Below are 18,556 nucleotides of genomic sequence, written 5' to 3'. Positions count from 1 at the left end.
CGAGTCTAGAGCCGCGGTCGCGCGGCCAGGTTCACGCCGTGAGAAGCGGAGGCGCGCGCGCATCAAAGGCGCGGATCGGCGACAGTTCCGGCCGGCCGTCAGACCATATGCCAAACGGTGCGGCTGACGCAGTTTCGAGCGGCAGCCGCAAATCCGCGATAATGCAAAACGGCTTGCCATCTCTCGCAATGACAGGTGTCTTGACACGGGAAGTCTCAGCACCGACGTGGCGCGCAATACTGCGGGCAAGGACAGTCGGGTGTGTGACCGGTTCGGTCTCGCCGATTTGGCCTTCGGCAAGGTCATGCGCAACCTGGTCGGCTGTTGCCGCAGGAATGGTCCAGAGCAAAAAGAGCAGCGAAGCCAGCAGCCGCAGACCGGCACCCAGGCTGAGCAGGACGCCAGGCCCGTCCCGTCCTCGGCCGCCTCGTCTCATCCCATCGCTACGGCTTGCATACACTGCGACCAATACGCTTTCGCTTTCGTTGCCTCGGTAAGCGGCGAGCCGCTTTCCTGGTCTCACTATAGCACTTGCGTTGCGAATTGAAGCGCAGCTTTCACGTACTCAAAGGGTAAGTCAGTTGGCCGATCGGTTGGCAGCCTACCGCTTCTCGATCAACCGGACATAGTTTTGCAGGATACAGCTCCAGCCACGATCGGATTCGAAGATCTCACGCACCGCTTCACCGGCAGCGCCCATGTTCTCAAGCTGACGATGCTCGAGCTCGACGCGAGTCGCGTTCTCGCCGGCCTCGGAGAACTTGACCTCGACTTCGGTCAGCAGCGACGGATCATATTGCCAGTCGGCGCGAATCCGCCATGCCAGGACGATGCGGTTTGGCGGTTCCCAGGCCAGCACTTCGCCCCAGTCGCATTCCGTCCCATCCTCGCCACCGATATCAGCATGTATTCCAAGGCGATGGCGGCAAGCGGCGTCGCTATTGCGAGATTATCGATCGGCTGGTGGCGCACGGGCAGGCACGCGCTGGTCGATCAGCTTGACCGTGCCAACGGCCCAAAAAAGCCGATGATACGCGTTATTCGCTTATGACCAGGGTCGAGGAAGGCTATGTCCAAACCCTCAGGGAAGGACGATCGATCAGGCATCACAAACTTCCACGCAAAGCGTCCGATCCCATGATGAACATCCACGTCACTTGTCCGTAGGATGCGGGCACCGGGACGCTTGGCCAGAACTCTTGCGATGTGCGCGAGCAGTTCTTCCGCGCCAGTCGCATGGACTGTAGGGTCTGTGTATGTCGCGCCATCGCTCCAGATCGGTAACAGCAATGCCCGCCGCTGCTCGGCGTTCTGATCGGACCAAGCAGCACAGTACGAATCGATGAGAAGCGTCAAAGGCATTCTATTCCCCCAGGTAGGTCACTGGTCTGACCGGCCCATGCTCGGACAACAAAGCCCGATCCCGCTGGCTGACGGCAAAGCGTGGTCCGCCTCAATAAGGCCGGAGACCAAATCCGCTCAGCCAGTCAGAAGGGATCCGCCTCGCACTCCAGATCGGAGAGATCTCTTATCCGGACATCCCAGAAATTGCGACAACGCTGCGAAATCATCATGTAAGTGGCCAGCTGCAATCGCCCGTTGGAAGATCGCGTCGTAACCGTCGGCCACAGAGCGGTCGATCTTGCGCGCCTCCATCAGCTCCAAAAGATGCTGGAATGCGCCGTAATGCGCGGGGAGATCGACGAAAGCGTCTCATCGTCGCTGGCAAAACGGCCAGCATCCGTTCGCTTGATCAGGTCGGCGACAAGCCCGTCAACAACAGGTGCTGTTGCGGTCCACTGCCGAGCCAACTCGCCGAGGTCGATCTCTTCGGCCTGACTCACGGCGATCGCATGCAGCGTGCCGAACAGCGCGCCCCACATGAGAGCAAGCAGCGCGCTATCAAGTGCGTTCGCACGTCCCGGCTCTTCCCCGATATGCTGGACATTGCCGCCCAAGGCACGAAACATCTCCTCGTTCGCGTCGAAAGCCTGCCTTGGCCCCGAGATCAGTATCGTCCCGGCATCTGTGCCGATGAAATCCGGCGTGGCCATGATTGCGCCATCGAGATAGCTGGCTCCGTGCTCGGCAAACCATTCAGCGGATTCACGTGCGCCATGCGGCGTTCCCGAAGTGAGTTCCACGACCAGCTTGCCGCGAATAGCTGAAGCAACAGCATCGTCGTGCAGAACTGCAGCGGTTGCCTGGTAGTCGCTTACGTTCACAATGACAATTTCAGCCGCATTGACAGCTTCCAGGACGGACCCCGCGACAGTGGCGCCGAGCGTGGCCAGCGGTTCGGCCTTCTGTTTCGTCCTGTTCCAGACCGTCGTCCGATATCCCGACCGGAGCAGGGCGCGGGCGAGCGCCGATCCCATACGACCCGTCCCGACAACGCTGATTGAAAGCTTCATTGCAACACTCCATGCCAATAGACGCCAATAGGCGAGCGGCGCCATGGTTTTGCCGTCAAGGGCAGAGGTATGTCGGAGTGAATGGCGCGCACAATACGCACCTGGAGGTAAGTGGTTACCCAAGGGTAAGGAGAGCATCATGAATGAGCCGACGGGCAATTGCGGCTTCGCAACGGCGATCAAGGCGATCGAAGGGAAGTGGAAAGTGGACATTCTTTGTGAGCTTGGAACGGCGTCTCGCAGGTTCGGCCGATTGAGGCAGTCCATTCCGGCGATCAGTGAAAAGATGCTGACGCAGCAATTACGCGAACTGGAGGCTGACGGGCTTGTGAACCGAGAAGTCTATCCGGGATCGCCGACCAAGGTCGTCTATTCGTTGACAGAAAGCGGAGCGGCGCTCAATGCTGGAGCAGAGGCGTTATGCCGTTGGGGTGAGCAATTCCCTTCCCGCACCGATGCTTAAGGATGCCGTTCGCCATGCGAGTTGGAAGTTGGCTCATGGCGCTTCGCCCTCGGCCGGAAACAGCCAGACGTCCGTCCGGCCAGATGATCTGCGGCGGCCGCCGGCCGTAACCGACGAAATCGCGCTGCGGGCCATGGCGATGCTGGAGCTTCATGGCAGTACAACTTCTGGCGGGTTGCCGACCCGCATGGACGAGTCAGCGAGGAGATCGGGCTCGAAGGCCGGCGCGGAACGGCGAACCAGATCAGATTTACCCTTGGATCCAACCAGACTGCAGCAACCGTATGTCAATCCGCAGAACTCGTAATACAAGAATCCCGATCCACCATGCCAGGCGACAATTCGGGCCACTGCCCTTTGCGGGGCGCTTGTCCGGCTTGGAGCGGCATCAGTACGGCGTTTGCATTGACGGAAGTCTGGAGGTGCTCAGCTGGCTGTCAGCCCGTGTGTGCGCCCAGGCGCCACAGCACTGACCGATTCCCGCTCGACCAGCGGGCATTCAAGCTTGGTAATGGGGTAGCGGCCGCGGCCGGGCGGTGCAGGGACTTCCAATTGCTCGATCGCCCATTGCCCCATCGCCATATGCGGCAGGATCGACGTCGTCAAAGGCGGGAACAGATGCCGGGCGATTTCCTCGTCGTCATAGCCGATCACGGAAATATCCCCAGGGATGTGCAGGCCGGCTTCCTTCAGCGCTTCGTAGCAGCCGATCGCGGTTCGGTCGTTCTGGCAGAAGATTGCGGTTGGGCGGTCCTTGAGCGCCAGAAGCTTGACGGTCGCGGCGTAGCCGGCGCTCGCTGACCAGTCGCCCTCGACCACCAGCTCCGCATCGAACGGGATGTCGGCCGTCGCCAGCGCCCGGCGGTAGCCCTTCAGCCGATCCTGCGCCGCCTGCATCCACGGCTCGCCGGTGATGGTGGCGATGCGTCGGTGGCCATGGCTGATCAGGTGGCGGGTGGAACTCTGCCCGCCGGCGATTTCGCTCGGCACCACGGCGGGGAAGGCGTAGTCGGCGGTATAGCAATTGAGCAGGATGACCGGGATATCGAGGTCGTAGAGATAGTCGGGCGCGGCGATCTCGCGCGTGAAGATGGTCATGTAGATCAGCGCCGAAATGCCTCGCTTGGTCAGTGCCGCAATCGCGCGCGGCTCCATGACGGAATCACCCAAAGTCTGAGCGACCAGCACGACGTTCCCGGCATTCCACGAGGCTTGGCGCGCTCCTTCTATGGCGACGACTGCCTCGGGACTGGTCGCCAGTTGATCGACTGCGAAGCCGATCACCCCGTCCAGCCCTTCGAACGAGGCGATAGGGCTGCGAAGAGCAGAGAAGGCTGGTGGCGCATAGCCGAGACCCCGCGCGGCCTCAATCACCCGATCGCGGGTCTGCTGCGAGAGCCTTATGCCCGGCGTGTTGTTGAGGACGAACGAAACCGTTGCCTGCGAGCAGCCGGCGGCCCTGGCGATATCGGTCATGGTGACGCGACTCTTGGGATTCTTGGCCGATGGCTTTCGGCGCCGGGAGGCTTCGAGGGCAGGATCGCGCAGATCCGTTGGTTCGCTCATGGCATTGTATTCCATATTCCCGGCTTGGCTAACCAGCGGTCGTCCTGGGACATCATTAAAGACGGCAAGACGGCCGACGGCGCTTCGCATTTATAAAACAGGCACTCGATTAATCATTATTATCATCCTGGCAGCCGAATGGCTAGCAGCACGGAGACAGCGATACGCGGTTCTGGAAGATCGATTGCTGGGAACGTGATCCAATTTCAAGGTTCCCTTTCTCACCACACGGCAGGCAGCCATTCGCCAGCGACAACCAGGTTTCCAACCAGAGACTAATACTATTTACTAATAGCAGTAAGCGTTCTATTCTCAATTCGTCGGCCCGGCTCGGGACCGAACGGGCCATGACGGGAAGCAGGCGTGTGGCGCGGCATCCGGGCTCTTGGGCCGGCAAAGCAACGCCACGCAATTACAGAAATGTCAGACAAATCCGACTATACGAACTGCCAATGAGTCTCTAAAGTCCAAAATCGCGGCTGGGATGGCGCCGTTCTTTCGCTGCCAGCACCCTTGAGGAGGAGGGCGTCCAAGCCGCATTCGACAAAGTTCAGATCAGCGAAAATGACTGGATCAAACGGGAGGTTGAACATGAAATCTGCGATACGAAATGTGTCCGTCGCCGCAGCGGCCCTGGCTCTCGGTCTGTCCTTCACGGCGATCGCCGGTGCCCAGGACAAACCGACGCTGGCCTTCGTCGTCAACGGCGCTTCCGATTTCTGGAAGGCGGCCGAAGCCGGCGTCAAGAAGGCCCAGACCGAATTGCCCAACTACAATCTCGAGCTCAAATATCCGGAACAGTCGTCGGTCGCCATCCAGCAGCGGCTGATGGATGATCTGGTGACGGCCGGCGTCAAGGCGATCATGGTTTCGGCCGTCGATCCCAAGACCTCGACCGACGGGCTCAACAAGATCGCCTCGGAGACGGCGCTGTTCACCACCGACAGCGACGCGCCGCAGACCAAGCGTATCGCCTATATCGGCTCGTCCAACATCGATGCCGGCAAGCAGGCGGCCGAGATCGCCAAGAAGGCGATGCCCGACGGCGGCAAATGCCTCGGCTTCGTCGGCCTGCTCGGCGCCGACAATGCCAAAGAGCGCATCGAAGGCATGAAGGAAGGGCTCGCCGGCACCAAGATCGAGCTGATCGACGTGCGTGGCGACGACATCGACCAGGCCCGCGCCAAGAAGAACGTCGAGGACGCGCTGGTCGCCAGCCCCGACGTCACCTGCATGGTCGGCTTCTATTCCTACAACACCCCGCGCATCTATGAAGCGCTGCGCGACGCCGGCAAGCTCGGCCAGATCACGGTCGTCGGCTTCGACGACGATCCGATCACGCTCGGCGGCGTGAAGGAAGGCACCGTTGCCGCCACCGTCGTGCAGCAGCCCTTCGAATGGGCCTACCAGGGCATGAAGCTGATGGCGGCCTATCTCGAGGGCGACAAGTCGGGCATTCCGGAGAACGGCCTGATCATCATCCCGACCAAGATCATCGGCAAGGAAGACGTCGACGCCTATGCCGCCAATCTGAAAGCGATGTCCGGAAATTGAGCGTCGTCGGCGCTGGCCCCCATCCACCTTCTCCGCGTGCAGAACGGGGAGAAGGGCAGTGGTTGCAACGCTGGCGAATCCCTCTCCCCGTTCTTTACGGGGAGAGGTTAGGGGTGAGGGGCAGCGCGACGCTGGCGTGACTGGCTCCGCTTGTTATTGACGGACCTGATCAGGCTCGTCAATCTGCGGGGAGGCCGGCCCGCCAACTGCTGTCAGGCATGATGAACTATTCCGACGCATCCATCGGCGCATCCACGATTGCCCCGTTCCTCAGTCTCGAGGGCGTGCGCAAGACCTATCCCGGCGTGGTCGCGCTGGACGGGTTTTCGCTGGAGGTCAGGCCTGGCGAGGTTATCGGCCTCGTCGGCGAAAACGGCGCCGGCAAGTCGACGCTGATGAAGATCCTCGGCGGCGTGACCACACCCGACACCGGTACGATCACCGTCGACGGCGTCGCCCATGAGGGGCTGACGGTCGAGGCCAGCATCGGTTCCGGCATCGCCTTCGTCCACCAGGAACTCAACCTGTTCGAAAACCTCGACGTTGCCGCCAACATCTTTTTCGGCCGCGAGCCGTTGCGCGCCGGTCCGCTCAGGCTTGTCGACCGCACCAGGCTGCGCACGCTGGCGGCGCCGCTGCTCAAACGCGTGGGCGCCAATTTCTCGGCAAACACCCCGGTATCGGCGCTGTCGCTTGCCCAGCAGCAGATGGTCGAAATCGCCAAGGCGCTGTCGATCGAGGCGCGGCTGGTCATCCTCGACGAGCCGACGTCGAGCCTGCCCCTTGCCGAAACCGACAAGCTGCTCGATGTCATCAAGGCGCTGAAGGCCGACGGCATCAGCGTCATCTTCATCTCGCATCGCCTTCACGAGGTCGAGCGGGTTGCCGATCGCGTCGTCGTGCTGAGGGACGGCATGCTTGCCGGCACGCTGCCGAAGAACGCCATCAACCACGACTCTATGGTCAAGCTGATGATCGGCCGCATGCTGAAGGAGCGGGAGAAGGCCGCAGAATCGGCCCGCCCGCCCGGCGCCGTCGCACTGTCGGCCAAGGCCGTTCGCACCAGCGCCTATCCAGACCGACCGGTCGATCTCGGCGTCAGGCGCGGCGAAATCCTTGGCCTGGCGGGTCTTGTCGGCTCCGGCCGCACGGAGCTGGCGCGCGTGCTTTTCGGCATCGAGAAGAGCCTTGGCGGCGCGCTCCAGCTTGATGCAAAAGATCTGGTTCTTGGTTCGGCGGCCGACGCTGTGGCCAACGGGATCTTCCTCGTCCCCGAGGATCGCAAGCTGACCGGCATCCTGCTTGACCTGTCGATTGCCCAGAATATTTCGCTTCCCAATCTGCCGGCGCATGCCCGGCGATCCCTGGTTTCTGCCCGCGCCGAAGCCGTCACCGCCGAGAAGCAGAAACGCAATCTCGGCATCAAGGCACCCTCGGTGGCGACTCGCACCGGCACGCTGTCGGGCGGCAACCAGCAAAAGGTGGTGCTGGCCAAGTGGCTGGCCATGAGCCCCAAGGTGATGATCCTCGACGAGCCGACCCGCGGCATCGACATCGGCGCCAAGGCGGAGATCTACGGGCTGATGCGGGCGCTGGCCGATGCCGGCGTCGCCGTGCTGATGATATCGAGCGACATGGAGGAGGTGATCGGCGTCTCCGACCGCATCGCAGTCATGCATGAGGGCCAGATCTCAGGCATTCTCGACAAGGATCAGTTCAGCCAGGAAAACGTGCTGCTGCTGGCCGTCGGCAAGCAGCCGAAATAGCTTTTGTTTGGCGCAGGTTCCGGTCGCAAAACCGCGCAACACTTTTGCGGAACCTGCTTAGGCAGGCATTGGGGAGAAGACGATGAGCAAGAAAGATCTCGGCCTGCTGATCCTGATCCTCGTGGTCGGAGCGGTGGTGGCGATCATCAATCCGCGCTTCCTGCTGCCGATCAACCTCGCCAACACCTCGAACCTGATCGGGCTGTTCGGCATCCTGGCGATCGGCCAAGCCTTCGTCATCATCACCGGCGGCATCGAATTGTCGGTCGGCTCGGTGGTTGCGCTGCTCGGCGTCCTGTTCGTCGATTTCATCGCCACGCGCGGCATGGCATGGCCGGTGGCACTGCCGCTGATCCTGGTGCTTGGCGGCATCATCGGGCTGGCACATGGCTGGCTGATCACGCGGCTCAAATTGCAGCCTTTCGTGGTGACGCTGTGCGGCCTGTTGATCTATCGCGGCGTGGCGCGGTTCTACACAGCCGACGGCACGGCGGGCTTTGCCTTCGGGCAGAACTTTCCGGAGCTCGAATTCCTGACCGCCGGGCGATCCTATGGCGTGCCGAACAGCTTCATCGCGCTGATCGTCATCGCCATCGTGATGTGGGTGGTGCTGCACCGTTCGGTGTTCGGCCGCTACCTCTACGCCATCGGCAAGAACGAGGAGGCGGCGAAATATTCGGGCATCCGCACCGGCCGCGTCGTCATGGCGGCCTATGTCATCTGCGGTGTGCTGACGGCGCTGTCGGCGATCTATTTCGCCATGTACACGCGCTCGATCTCGCCGGCCAGCCACGGCCAGTTCTACGAACTCTACGCCATTGCCGCAGCCGTGCTCGGCGGCTTCTCGCTGCGCGGCGGCGAAGGCTCGCTGCTCGGCGTGATCCTGGGCACGGTTCTGCTGCAGGAACTGCAAAACCTCGTCAACCTGCTCGGCATCCCGTCCTCGCTCAATTTCGCGGTGATGGGCGGCGTGATTTTGATCGGCGTGCTGGTCGACCAGCAATGGGGCGTGTACCGGGAGCGGCGGCTGATGCTGGAGGCAACCCGCAAGGGCGCGGCCGGCGCGGCAGCGGAGTAGCGGCTCCGCCTCTCCCTTCTCCCACAGAGGGAGAAGGTAAGAGGCGGCTTAAATCGTGCCCGACCGGTCGGAGAAGGCCATTGCCTTGCGCAGCACTTCAACAAAACGCTCGCCGGCCGCCTCGCGCTGGCCGCTATTGTCGATCGGGGTGACGCCTGGCCCGGACAACGCCACATTGGCGCTGCGCGCCAGCCGCGCCAGCACTTCGCCGCGCGACTCGCGGCCGCGCATCGCCAGTCGTTCGGCCAGGATCTGCGGCGATGCGGTGATCTCGACGACAGCCAGATTGGCATAGCGATCACGCAGCGCCGGGATGATGGCGCGGGAGACATTGGCGATGGCGACGCGGCCATTGGCCACCGACCGGTCGACTTCAGCCGGGATGCCGTAGCGCAAGCCATGCGCCTCCCAGGAGATGGCGAAGGCGCCGTCCGCTTCCGCCTCGACGAAGGCCGCATCGGCCAGCGTGTCGTGATCCTCGCTTGCCGTGTCGCTCGGCCGGGTGATGACCCGGCGCACGAACTCCAGCCGGGTCTCGTCGGCAAACAGCGACCGGGCATAGCCGATCACCGTGTCCTTGCCGGCGCCGCTCGGCCCGACGACAGCGACGAACACCCCGTCGCGGATCGGAAACGCCGCGGCGGACAATTCACGCTCGATCGACGCCGACACCATCACGCGACCCGACGTCCCTGCCGCCAGACCGTGCGGACAACCGGGACATGATCGTCAAGACGGACGCGAACCAGATCGGCGCGCCGGCCTTGCTCGATGACACCACGGTCGGCAAGGCCGACTGCCTCGGCCGGGTTCTTCGAAACCATCGCCACCGCCTGCGGCAGGGAGATGCCATCGACAACGTCGCCGAGGAAAAACGCCGACTGGATCAGGCTGAAGGGGATGTAGTCGGACGACAATATGTCGAGCAGGCCTTCGCCGGCGAGTGTCCGGGCCGAAACATTGCCCGAATGCGAGGCGCCGCGCATGACGTTCGGGGCGCCCATCAGCACCCCGAGCCCGGCGGCCTTCGAAGCTTTTGCGGCCTCTTTGGTGGTCGGGAATTCGGCGACGCGGACGCCTTGTTCGATCGCCTCGTCGACATGGCCGGTCGTGGCGTCGTCATGGCTGGCCAGCACGATGCCGCGCTGATGGCAGGCGGCAGCGATGAAGGCGCGGTTCGGCCCCGAATTCGTCGCCGACTCCGCCATCCGCTTCTCGCAGAATTGCTGGAATTCGCGGTCCGTCAGCTTCAGCTTGCGCCGGTAGTAATAGGCATAGGTTTCCAAATCGACGAACTGGCGCTGTCCCGGCGCATGGTCCATCAGCGACGCCAGCTTGATCCTGTCATCGCCGTCAAAATGCGCGAAGGCTGCGAGGCAATCCGGCGCCGAAACCTCGCAGCGCAGATGGATGAAATGGTCGGCCCGCAGCCGGTCCTGCTGGACGCTGTCCTCGATCGCATCGGCCAGCTTGCGCATGTCGGCCGAATTCATGTCGGCGTCGTCGTCCATGCCGACGCGCAAGGCATCGAGCACGGTGGTGATGCCGGCGGTCGCCACCTGCGCGTCGTGGGCGAGAACGGCGGCGATCGGGTTCCAGCGCACCTTCGGCCGCGGCGCGTAATGGCCTTCGAGGTGGTCGGTGTGAAGCTCGACCAGCCCGGGAATGATGAAATCGCCGCCCATGTCCTCGCCGCTTCGGCCGGCGCCGGCATCGATCCCGGCGATCAAGCCGTCGCGCAGCACGATCGAGCCTTCGACGATCTCGTCGGCAAGCACGATGCGGGCATTGTTGAGAACGGTCTCGACGGTCATTTCAGGCAGTCCTTGGAGCATTTTTGCAGCCAATTGAATCACCGATTGGGATGAGTTGGCGTCGCACAAAAGCGGTTGAACAAATTGTATTTCAGGCGGTTTTTCTCGCCGGGCGGCGCCCGAGCGCGTGATGGGAGAGCACCATGAACGGGGCGCCAGGTTCGGTTTCGACAAACAGGGTCAGTGCGTCCACCGGCACCGGCCGTTGCAGGACTCCCGCAAACAGGCTGTCGATTGCTGCGCGAAGACGAGGGCCTTCCTGTGACGAGGCCCGGCCGGACAGCGTCATGTGAAAACGGAAGGTCTCGAAGACATAGGGGTAACCCCACTGGCAGAGATTGCGGAATTCAGCCGGCTTCAGCGAGTCAGGGCTGCGCCGTTCGATCTCAGCCTCGCTCAGCGGCGCGCGAAAACGGTCGAAGTCGCGCACGACGTCGTCGGCGAAGCGGTTGAGCGCCGGCAGCGGCCCTTCCGGCACCAGCGCGAAGAAGCCGTCGATCTGGCTGACGACCAGCCGTGGGATCGTCACCACCGGCGTCGTTTCGGCGAAATCGTCCAGTGCCGCGCGAAGCGCGGCTTCCGTTTCGTTCGAAGCCAGCCGGAAGGGCGCCTTCAGCGTCGCATGAAAACCGTAGCGGCGCGCCGAAGCGGTATGGAAGGCGACTTCCGCCGCCGACAGTTCGCCCACGGCCTCGACCGGCCTCGTGGCGGCGCCGAACGGGTCACGGCCGAGCCAATTGGCGGCGATCCGCGCCAGCGGTTCGTCCTGCCGGGGGGTGGAATAGATAGCGTAGCGCATCGAAAGTCCTCGTCAACTCCCGCTGCCATAGGCGATTTGCATGACGAAATGACGAAGCTGATGATCGCTCCTGATAACAAACTTGTTCAGGCGGGTCATTAGCCGACGATTTTTTTCGCCTTGGGCCAGTTGCCGACCCGGACGGGCAGCGCCTCAGGCCTTCATCAGCCATTCGTGCTCGGGCGCGTTGTGGAACTTCCACGTCCGCTTCGGCCCGGCCATGACGTTGAGGTAGTAGAGGTCGTAGCCATGGCAGGCGGCGCAAGGGTGATAACCCTTGGGCACCAGCACGACGTCGCCGTCCTCGATCGCCATCGCCTCGTCGAGCGAACGAGCCCCGTTCCGGTCGGCATCGGTGTAGACGCGCTGGAAGGCAAAGCCCTGCGGCGGATTGAGGCGGTGGTAATAGGTCTCCTCGAGATAGGACTCGGCCGGCAGATTGTCCTGGTCATGCTTGTGCGGTGGGTAGCTCGACGTGTGGCCGCCAGGCGTGATGACCTCGACCACCAGCAATGAATCGGCCGGCTTGCCTTCCGGCAGGATGTTGGTGACATAGCGCGTGTTGGTGCCCTTGCCGCGAACCTCCTGGCCGAGATCTTTTGGCGCAATGACGCGGACCGGCAGGCCGCCGCCAAGCCCCGGCGCTGAGCAGACCGCGAGTTCGAGACCGGTGTCGGCGGTCACCGACCAGTCAGAGCCCTGCGGCACATAGATCGACCACGGCTTGCCTTCGAAGGGCGACATGCGTTCGCCGAGCAGGCCGAGATCGTTGCCGCCGGCCTTGGCCTTGCCCTCGCCGGTGACGAACACCAGGCAGACTTCACGGCTCGCGGTTTGTCCGGAGACGGTCTCGCCGGGCCGCAATCGATGCAGATCGAAACCGACATAGGTCCAGCCGGCGTTTTGCGGCGTCACATGGGCGACGCGGCCATGGCCCTTATCGGCTTTGACGAGCAGTTTCGACATCCAGCCTCACTCCTTTGGTTCGGTGTCGGCCGAATCCTTGCCGCCGTCGGCCGGCTTGTAGAGATAGAAGAATTGCCAGACGGCATAGCCGGCGAAGCCGAGCGCGATCGTGCCCCAGAACGGCACGCCGGTGGCAAACTCGACCACGGCCCAGCCCAGGCAGACGGCGACGATGGCAACGCGCCGCCACAGGGGCCTGAAGAACGGATCCTCGGAGTCCTTCATCGGATCAGCCCCCGCATCGGATCGCCCCGTCGCCGGGAATAGAGTCGCTCAAGCATTGGGGAAGCCCTGCGTTTCAACCGTGTAGCCGGCGGCTGTCATCACCCGCATCAATTCCGTGTAGCCGACTTGCGCCATCCTGAGCGGCGGATTCTTCTTGGGATCCTGCTCGGCCTCGACCACGAACCAGCCTTCATAGCCGTAGTTCGCCAGCCTTTCCACAATGGCACCAAAATCCAGCGAGCCATCGCCCGGCACCGTGAAGGCGCCGAGCGCCACGGCATCGAGGAAGGATTGCTTTTGGCGATCGAGTTTTTCGATCACGTCCATGCGAACGTCCTTGACATGGACATGATTGATGCGCCGGTGATGGTTGTCGATGGCGCGCAGCACATCGCCGCCGGCAAAGGCCAGATGACCGGCGTCGAGCAGCAGTGGAATGCCTTCTCCCGAATAGCGCATGAAGGCGTCGAGCTCCGGCTCGGTCTCGACGACCGCCGCCATATGATGGTGGTAGGAGAGCGGCATGCCCTGCTCGGCGCACCATTCGCCGAACTGGGTGAGACGCCTCGCATAGGCTTTCATCTCGTCGTCCGAAAGCCTCGGCTTGGTGGCGAGCGGCTTTGAGCGGTCACCCTGGATGGAGCGGCCGACCTCGCCATAGACGATGCAGGGCGCGTTCACCGCCTTGAACAGATCGATCATCGGTTGGATGCGATCCTTATTCCTGGCCATGTCGTCGTCGACCAGCGTACCGGAGAACCAGCCGCCGCAGAGCGTCACGTCGGCCTCCTTCAGGATCGGCAGCATGATTTTCGGATCACTGGGAAAACGGCGGCCCATTTCCATGCCGGTGAAGCCCGCCGATCGCGACTGCGCCAAGCATTCCTCCAGCGACACATCATCGCTGAGTTCCGCAAGATCGTCGTTCCACCATGCAATGGGGGACATGCCCAGTTTGGCTTTCAAGTCGTCACTCCAATGTCAGTTCGTTCAATTTTCATTCGCCGACATCAATCACCAACACTCTGCATCCGCCGCTTTTCTTCATAGGCTTTGCGTGCGGCGTTGACCTGCGGCCGCGAAGAAACTTCCGGCACGGCGACGTCCCACCAATGGCCGCCGACATCGGTAGACACCAGTGGATCGGTGTCGATGACCAGTACCGTCGTCTTGCTATCGCCTTTCGCCTTTGCCAGCGCCGTTTCCAACCCGGCGATCGACGAAACCTTCTCGGCGATGGCGCCGAGGCTTGCCGCATGCGCCGCGAAGTCGATGTCGGGCAAAATCTCGTGGCGGGCGTCCTTCAGCAGATTGTTGAAGTTGGCGCCGCCGGTTGCCATCTGCAGCCGGTTGATGCAGCCGTAGCCCCTGTTGTCGAGCAGCACGATGGTCAGCTTGAGGCCGAGCATGACCGAGGTTGCGATCTCGGAATTGAGCATCAGATAGGAGCCGTCGCCGATCATGACGACGACCTCTTCGTCGGGCTTCGCCATCTTGACGCCGAGCCCGCCAGCGATCTCGTAGCCCATGGTCGAGAAGCCGTATTCGGCGTGGTAGGAGCCGGGCGCGCCCGCCTGCCAGAGCTTGTGCAATTCGCCGGGCAGGCCGCCGGCGGCATGAAGCAATATCACGTCGGAGCCCATGGCGCGCTGCACGGCGCCGATCACCTGCGCGTCCGACGGGTAGGCGGCATTGGTCGAGGCCGTCACCTTGCCGGCTTCGGCCTGCCATTCTTTCTTCCCGCTGGCCGCATTATCGGTCCAGGCAGCCGGCGCCTGCCAGCCATTCAGCGCCGCGCCGAGTTCGGCCAGCCCTTCCGCCGCATCGGCGACCAGCGGCAACGCCTGGTGCTTGCCCGCGTCAAAAGGCTGGACGTTCAGCCCGATGACGGTCTTGCCGGAATTCTTGAACAGCGCCCACGAGCCGGTGGTGAAATCCTGCAGCCTGGTGCCGACGGCAAGCACGACATCGGCTTCTTCAGCCAGCCGGTTGGCCGCCAAAGTGCCGGTGACGCCGACCGCCGCCATGTTGAGCGGATGATCGTCCGGCAGCGAGGATTTGCCGCCCTGCGTCTCGCAGACCGGGATGCCGGCGCCTTGCGCCAGCTTCGCCAGTTCGCCGGAAGCCTGCGAATAAAGCACGCCGCCGCCGGCAATCACCAAGGGCTTTGTTGCCGCCTTCAGCGCCGCCACGGCGGCCGCCAATTCCCCACGGTCCGGACGCGGCCGGCGCTGATGCCAGACCCGTTCGGCAAAGAAGCTCTCGGGGTAATCAAAGGCCTCGGCCTGCACGTCCTGGCAGAGCGCCAAAGTCACCGGTCCGCATTCGGCCGGATCGGTCAGCACCTGCATGGCACGGTTGAGCGCCGGGATGATCTGCTCGGGCCGGGTGATGCGGTCGAAATAGCGCGACACCGGCCGGAAGCAGTCATTGACCGTCGCGGTACCGTCGGAGAAATCCTCTGCCTGCTGCAGCACGGGATCGGGGATACGATTGGCGAAGACGTCGCCGGGGAGAAACAGGACGGGCAACCGGTTTACATGCGCAAGTGCCGCCGCCGTCACCATGTTGAGCGCGCCGGGGCCGATCGAACTGGTCGCCGCCATGAACCGGCGGCGGAAATTGGCCTTGGCATAGGCGATCGCCGCATGCGCCATGGCCTGTTCGTTGTGGGCGCGAAAAGTCGGCAATTCGTCGCGCACCTGATAAAGCGCCTCGCCGATGCCGGCGACATTGCCGTGGCCGAAGATCGCCCAGACGCCGCCGAAGATCGGCATTTTCCTGCCGTCGATCTCGGTCATCTGGCAGCCGAGAAAGCGGGTCAGCGCCTGCGCCATCGTCAGGCGTATTGTCTTGGTCATGTTGTTTTCCTCCGCAGTCCTTGTGCCGCGCCTTCTTATGCTGCTTTGCGGCCGCGCGCGGCAAGCCATGCCTCGGTCAGCCCCTCGAAGCGCGACGCCATGTCGGCCACCGCCTCCTCGTCCGACATCTTGCCGGCAAGCCATTGTTCGGCCGCGTTGATGAAGATGGTGCGACCGACGGCGAAGCCCTTGACGATCGGTGCCTTGGCGGTGGCGGCAAAGGCCACTTCCAGTTCGTCCTGTGGCGCTTCGAGGCCGAGCAGCACAACCCCGCGGCACCACGGATCGTTCTTCAGGATCACCGCTTCGATCTTCACCCAGGCCCCGGCTGAGGCCTGCGGTTCAAGCTTCCACCAGTCGGGCTTGATATCAAGCGCATAGAGTTCCTGCAGCGCCCGCGGGATCGTCGTGTCGTCGAGTTCGCCGTGCTTGCCGGCGATGATCTCGATGAGAAGTTCTCTGCCTACTTTCCGCGCGGCCTCGAACAGGCTTTTGAGCTTCTGCTGCTGCTCGGTCTTCAGCGCCTCCGGGTCGTCGGGGTGGTAGAAGCACAGGCACTTGATGCAATGGTCGACCGGCCACTCGATCAGTTGCGAGCCGATATCCTGCGAGAATTCGAAACGAAGTGGCCGCGATCCCGGCAGTTCGACCGGCCGGCCGAGCCAGGCGAAGGAATGGCGGGCGAATTCGAACATCGCCTCGCGGCCGTATTTTTCGTCGAGCAGCATGCCGTAGCCAGCGCGGCCGGCGGCAACCTTTGCCGCCGCCTTGACCGTCAGCACCTTGAAATCATGGATGCGCGACGGGTCGGCGCCTGCCTTCGCGGCGACATCGTCGAGCTGGATACGGTGATCGCAGGCCAGCGCCATCAGCGATGGAATGTCGCGCCGGCGCGTCGTCGCCCAATGGATATGGTTGATCGCCTCGTCCTTGCGCAGCGCCAGCTGCCTGCTGCCGTTCTTCAGGAAGAACTGCAATTCCTCGAAGGTCGGATATTCCGGCGCACAGAGCAGCCGCGACACGGCGAAGGCGCCGCAGGCGTTGGCCCAGGTCGCTGCCGTCTCCAGGCTCTCGCCGCCGAGCCAGCCGCGCAAAAAACCCGACATGAAGGCATCGCCGGCGCCGAGCACATTGTAGACCTCGATCGGAAAGCCCTTGCCAACGATCCCGTCCTCGAGGTCGTCGCTGATCGGCCCGTCATAGACGATGCAGCCCATGGCGCCGCGCTTCAAGACGATCGTGGCCTTGGATAGCGAGCGGATCGTCTTCAACGCGCTCAGGCAATCATCGGCACCGGAGGCGATCATGATCTCTTCTTCGGTGCCGACGATCAGGTCGCAGTCGGGCAGCACTGTCTTCAGCTGGGCGGAGACCCGGTCGGATTTCACATAGCGCTCGAAGCCTTCGGCATGGCCTGCAAGGCCCCACAGATTAGGGCGGTAGTCGATGTCGAACACCACTTTGCCGCCCGTGGCCTTGATGGCACGGATCGCCTTGCGCTGCGCGGCGTCGCTGTTGGGCCGCGAAAAATGCGTGCCGGTGACGACGATCGCGCGTGCCGAAGCGATGAACGTCTCATCGATGTCGTCTTCCGAAAGCGCCATGTCGGCGCAGTCGGTGCGATAGAAGATCATCGGCGACACGCCCTCGTCCTCGACCGACAGCAGCACCAGCGCGGTCAGCCGGTCCGGATCGGTCCTGAGGCCGTCAACCGAAACCCCTTCGCGCGTCAACTGCTCGCGGATGAAGCGGCCCATCTGCTCGTCGCCGACGCGGGTGAGCAGCGCCGAGCGCAGGCCGAGCCTCGCCGTGCCGACCGAAATGTTGGCCGGACAGCCGCCGACCGACTTGGCAAAGGAGGTGATGTCCTCCAGGCGCGAGCCGATCTGCTGGCCATAAAGATCGACCGAGGCGCGGCCGATGGTGATGACGTCGAGCGGCGCATGTTTCGCGTCCACGGCTTCGCTCATTCGAACCTCCCATCAGCCTTGTTGTCTTGGTAACACATTGTTTGGGTAACACGCGCGAGCGGCAGCGTGGCGCCGGCAATATGAAATAATAATTCCAATCGATAGTCAATATGGAACGCGCGTTCCTTTGCCGAAAAGTAGCCTGTCAGGCCTTGTGCTTCCCGCCGGTGTCGCGCCGCTTTTCGCCGACCGCAACGGTCAGCGCCATGGCCAGCGCCATCGTCGCCGACAGCGAGCGGAAGCCGGCGAAATCGGCCTCGGCGACCTCGAACCAGACTCTGGCGAACTGGGCGAGCGGGGAAAAGGAACTGTCGGTGATCGCTACGATCGGAACGCCTTGCTCCGAGATGACGCGCGCCTCCTCAATGGTCGCCGGGGCATAAGGCGAGAAACTGATGGCGATGACGGCATCCCTGGGCGAGGCAAAGCTGATCATCTCGGCGTTGAGGCCGGCGGCTGATTCGATCAGCTGGTTGCGGATCTTGAGCTTGCCCAGCGCATAGGCGATGTAGGAGGCGACCGGATAGGAGCGGCGCTTGGCCAGCACATAAATCGTCTCCGCCTTCGCCAGCAAGGCGATGGCAGCTTCGAAATGGTCTTCGTTCAACCTGCCTGAAATATCGTTGAGCGAGGTGCTCGCCGCGGCGACGAAGCCGTCGAAAATCGCCCGGTGACCGGCGCCTTCCTCGGCCTTGGCGCGCAATGCCGCCAGTCTTTCATCATAAGACGAATTGCGCTCGCGCAGGCGCTCACGAAACACCAGTTGCAGGCTGGTGAAGCCGTCGAAGCCGAGCTGCTGGGCGAAGCGGATCAAGGTCGAAGGCTGGACGCCGGCGGAGGCGGCGATGCTGGCGGCTGTGCCGAAGGCAATATCGTCGGGATTGTCGAGCGCATAGGCGGCGATCTGCGCGATGCGCTTGGGCAGGCTCAGGCGCCGTTCCAGGATCGTCGTACGCAGCGTCTCGAAATCGCGGGGCACCCGTTCGTCCATAGTCGCTCCGCCCAGGTCCATCAGTCGATGCCGTGTGATGCCCCATCATAGCGAGCCTGTGCAAGAAGGCCATAAAAAATGAGCCATGC

Annotated in this window: 17 protein-coding genes; 5 read left to right on the top strand and 12 right to left on the bottom strand. The window is 63.0% G+C overall.

Going from position 1 to position 18,556, the window contains the following annotated elements:
• Positions 1 to 601 precede the first annotated feature (601 nt).
• A complete protein-coding gene (locus tag AC0L3D_RS03780; protein ID WP_023796954.1) occupies positions 602 to 859 on the bottom strand; it encodes an SRPBCC domain-containing protein in 258 nt (85 codons plus the stop codon).
• Positions 860 to 904: 45 nt separating this feature from the next.
• Between AC0L3D_RS03780 and AC0L3D_RS03775 the strand changes: the two genes are divergently transcribed.
• A complete protein-coding gene (locus AC0L3D_RS03775) occupies positions 905 to 1,051 on the top strand; it encodes a hypothetical protein (RefSeq protein WP_156942541.1) in 147 nt (48 codons plus the stop codon).
• 604 nt (positions 1,052 to 1,655) lie between these two features.
• Here the strand turns inward: AC0L3D_RS03775 and AC0L3D_RS03770 are convergent.
• Positions 1,656 to 2,459 (bottom strand): NAD(P)-dependent oxidoreductase, encoded by an 804-nt coding sequence (locus tag AC0L3D_RS03770; RefSeq protein ID WP_473643178.1) that lies wholly within the window; start codon positions 2,457 to 2,459, stop codon positions 1,656 to 1,658.
• Positions 2,460 to 2,553: 94 nt separating this feature from the next.
• Here AC0L3D_RS03770 and AC0L3D_RS03765 point away from each other — a divergent pair, with 94 nt between their 5' ends.
• A complete protein-coding gene (locus AC0L3D_RS03765) occupies positions 2,554 to 2,877 on the top strand; it encodes a winged helix-turn-helix transcriptional regulator (protein ID WP_023796951.1) in 324 nt (107 codons plus the stop codon).
• 426 nt (positions 2,878 to 3,303) lie between these two features.
• On the opposite strand, the gene AC0L3D_RS03760 is transcribed toward AC0L3D_RS03765, so the two are convergent.
• Positions 3,304 to 4,443 carry a LacI family DNA-binding transcriptional regulator gene (locus AC0L3D_RS03760; protein WP_023796950.1) on the bottom strand — a complete coding sequence of 380 codons (1,140 nt, stop codon included), beginning with the start codon at positions 4,441 to 4,443 and terminating at the stop codon, positions 3,304 to 3,306.
• Between the two features lie 591 nt (positions 4,444 to 5,034).
• Here AC0L3D_RS03760 and AC0L3D_RS03755 point away from each other — a divergent pair.
• The 3 genes from AC0L3D_RS03755 (at position 5,035) to AC0L3D_RS03745 (ending at position 8,841) form a co-directional block, all read left to right on the top strand.
• The gene (locus tag AC0L3D_RS03755; protein WP_473643176.1) at positions 5,035 to 5,997 is read left to right on the top strand and encodes a sugar-binding protein; all 963 of its coding nucleotides are present in this window, start codon (positions 5,035 to 5,037) and stop codon (positions 5,995 to 5,997) included.
• 221 nt (positions 5,998 to 6,218) lie between these two features.
• Positions 6,219 to 7,763, top strand: coding sequence for a sugar ABC transporter ATP-binding protein (locus tag AC0L3D_RS03750; protein WP_023796947.1), 1,545 nt, complete (start codon positions 6,219 to 6,221; stop codon positions 7,761 to 7,763).
• Positions 7,764 to 7,845: 82 nt separating this feature from the next.
• On the top strand, positions 7,846 to 8,841 hold the full coding sequence (locus AC0L3D_RS03745; protein WP_023796946.1) for an ABC transporter permease: 996 nt from the start codon (positions 7,846 to 7,848) through the stop codon (positions 8,839 to 8,841).
• Between the two features lie 48 nt (positions 8,842 to 8,889).
• On the opposite strand, the gene phnN is transcribed toward AC0L3D_RS03745, so the two are convergent.
• The 9 genes from phnN to AC0L3D_RS03700 form a co-directional block, all read right to left on the bottom strand.
• Positions 8,890 to 9,519 carry a phosphonate metabolism protein/1,5-bisphosphokinase (PRPP-forming) PhnN gene (phnN, locus tag AC0L3D_RS03740; protein WP_023796945.1) on the bottom strand — a complete coding sequence of 210 codons (630 nt, stop codon included), beginning with the start codon at positions 9,517 to 9,519 and terminating at the stop codon, positions 8,890 to 8,892.
• Complete coding sequence (locus tag AC0L3D_RS03735; protein ID WP_023796944.1) at positions 9,516 to 10,655, bottom strand: alpha-D-ribose 1-methylphosphonate 5-triphosphate diphosphatase; 1,140 nt, start codon at positions 10,653 to 10,655, stop codon at positions 9,516 to 9,518. The genes phnN and AC0L3D_RS03735 overlap by 4 nt, the downstream gene beginning before the upstream one ends.
• Positions 10,656 to 10,746: 91 nt before the next feature.
• On the bottom strand, positions 10,747 to 11,454 hold the full coding sequence (locus AC0L3D_RS03730; RefSeq protein ID WP_473626885.1) for a DUF1045 domain-containing protein: 708 nt from the start codon (positions 11,452 to 11,454) through the stop codon (positions 10,747 to 10,749).
• A 153-nt stretch (positions 11,455 to 11,607) separates the two neighbouring features.
• Entirely contained in the window at positions 11,608 to 12,420 is an 813-nt protein-coding gene (gene iolB / locus AC0L3D_RS03725; protein ID WP_023796942.1) for a 5-deoxy-glucuronate isomerase, read from the bottom strand.
• Between the two features lie 6 nt (positions 12,421 to 12,426).
• Positions 12,427 to 12,645, bottom strand: coding sequence for a DUF3329 domain-containing protein (locus AC0L3D_RS03720; protein ID WP_473643175.1), 219 nt, complete (start codon positions 12,643 to 12,645; stop codon positions 12,427 to 12,429).
• A 48-nt stretch (positions 12,646 to 12,693) separates the two neighbouring features.
• Complete coding sequence (gene iolE, locus AC0L3D_RS03715) at positions 12,694 to 13,611, bottom strand: myo-inosose-2 dehydratase (protein ID WP_473643173.1); 918 nt, start codon at positions 13,609 to 13,611, stop codon at positions 12,694 to 12,696.
• Positions 13,612 to 13,655: 44 nt separating this feature from the next.
• On the bottom strand, positions 13,656 to 15,506 hold the full coding sequence (gene iolD / locus AC0L3D_RS03710) for a 3D-(3,5/4)-trihydroxycyclohexane-1,2-dione acylhydrolase (decyclizing) (protein ID WP_473626887.1): 1,851 nt from the start codon (positions 15,504 to 15,506) through the stop codon (positions 13,656 to 13,658).
• 35 nt (positions 15,507 to 15,541) lie between these two features.
• Entirely contained in the window at positions 15,542 to 17,476 is a 1,935-nt protein-coding gene (locus AC0L3D_RS03705; RefSeq protein WP_023796938.1) for a bifunctional 5-dehydro-2-deoxygluconokinase/5-dehydro-2-deoxyphosphogluconate aldolase, read from the bottom strand.
• A 145-nt stretch (positions 17,477 to 17,621) separates the two neighbouring features.
• A complete protein-coding gene (locus tag AC0L3D_RS03700; protein WP_473626890.1) occupies positions 17,622 to 18,467 on the bottom strand; it encodes a MurR/RpiR family transcriptional regulator in 846 nt (281 codons plus the stop codon).
• Between the last annotated feature and the right edge of the window lie 89 nt (positions 18,468 to 18,556).

It is taken from the genome of Mesorhizobium sp. WSM4837 (genome assembly GCF_055811435.1).
The sequence above is the reverse complement of the archived record's forward strand: the minus strand, read 5'-3'. Positions and strand labels throughout refer to the sequence as shown.

Bases quoted from the DNA above. Each gene is read 5' to 3' on its own strand.
- AC0L3D_RS03775 (WP_156942541.1), top strand. From the start codon at position 905: ATGTATTCCAAGGCGATGGCGGCAAGCGGCGTCGCTATTGCGAGATTA.
- AC0L3D_RS03770 (WP_473643178.1), bottom strand. From the start codon at position 2,459: ATGGCGCCGCTCGCCTATTGGCGTCTATTGGCATGGAGTGTTGCAATG.
- AC0L3D_RS03765 (WP_023796951.1), top strand. From the start codon at position 2,554: ATGAATGAGCCGACGGGCAATTGCGGCTTCGCAACGGCGATCAAGGCG.
- AC0L3D_RS03760 (WP_023796950.1), bottom strand. From the start codon at position 4,443: ATGAGCGAACCAACGGATCTGCGCGATCCTGCCCTCGAAGCCTCCCGG.
- AC0L3D_RS03755 (WP_473643176.1), top strand. From the start codon at position 5,035: ATGAAATCTGCGATACGAAATGTGTCCGTCGCCGCAGCGGCCCTGGCT.
- AC0L3D_RS03750 (WP_023796947.1), top strand. From the start codon at position 6,219: ATGAACTATTCCGACGCATCCATCGGCGCATCCACGATTGCCCCGTTC.
- AC0L3D_RS03745 (WP_023796946.1), top strand. From the start codon at position 7,846: ATGAGCAAGAAAGATCTCGGCCTGCTGATCCTGATCCTCGTGGTCGGA.
- AC0L3D_RS03735 (WP_023796944.1), bottom strand. From the start codon at position 10,655: ATGACCGTCGAGACCGTTCTCAACAATGCCCGCATCGTGCTTGCCGAC.
- AC0L3D_RS03730 (WP_473626885.1), bottom strand. From the start codon at position 11,454: ATGCGCTACGCTATCTATTCCACCCCCCGGCAGGACGAACCGCTGGCG.
- iolB (WP_023796942.1), bottom strand. From the start codon at position 12,420: ATGTCGAAACTGCTCGTCAAAGCCGATAAGGGCCATGGCCGCGTCGCC.
- AC0L3D_RS03720 (WP_473643175.1), bottom strand. From the start codon at position 12,645: ATGAAGGACTCCGAGGATCCGTTCTTCAGGCCCCTGTGGCGGCGCGTT.
- iolD (WP_473626887.1), bottom strand. From the start codon at position 15,506: ATGACCAAGACAATACGCCTGACGATGGCGCAGGCGCTGACCCGCTTT.
- AC0L3D_RS03705 (WP_023796938.1), bottom strand. From the start codon at position 17,476: ATGAGCGAAGCCGTGGACGCGAAACATGCGCCGCTCGACGTCATCACC.
- AC0L3D_RS03700 (WP_473626890.1), bottom strand. From the start codon at position 18,467: ATGGACGAACGGGTGCCCCGCGATTTCGAGACGCTGCGTACGACGATC.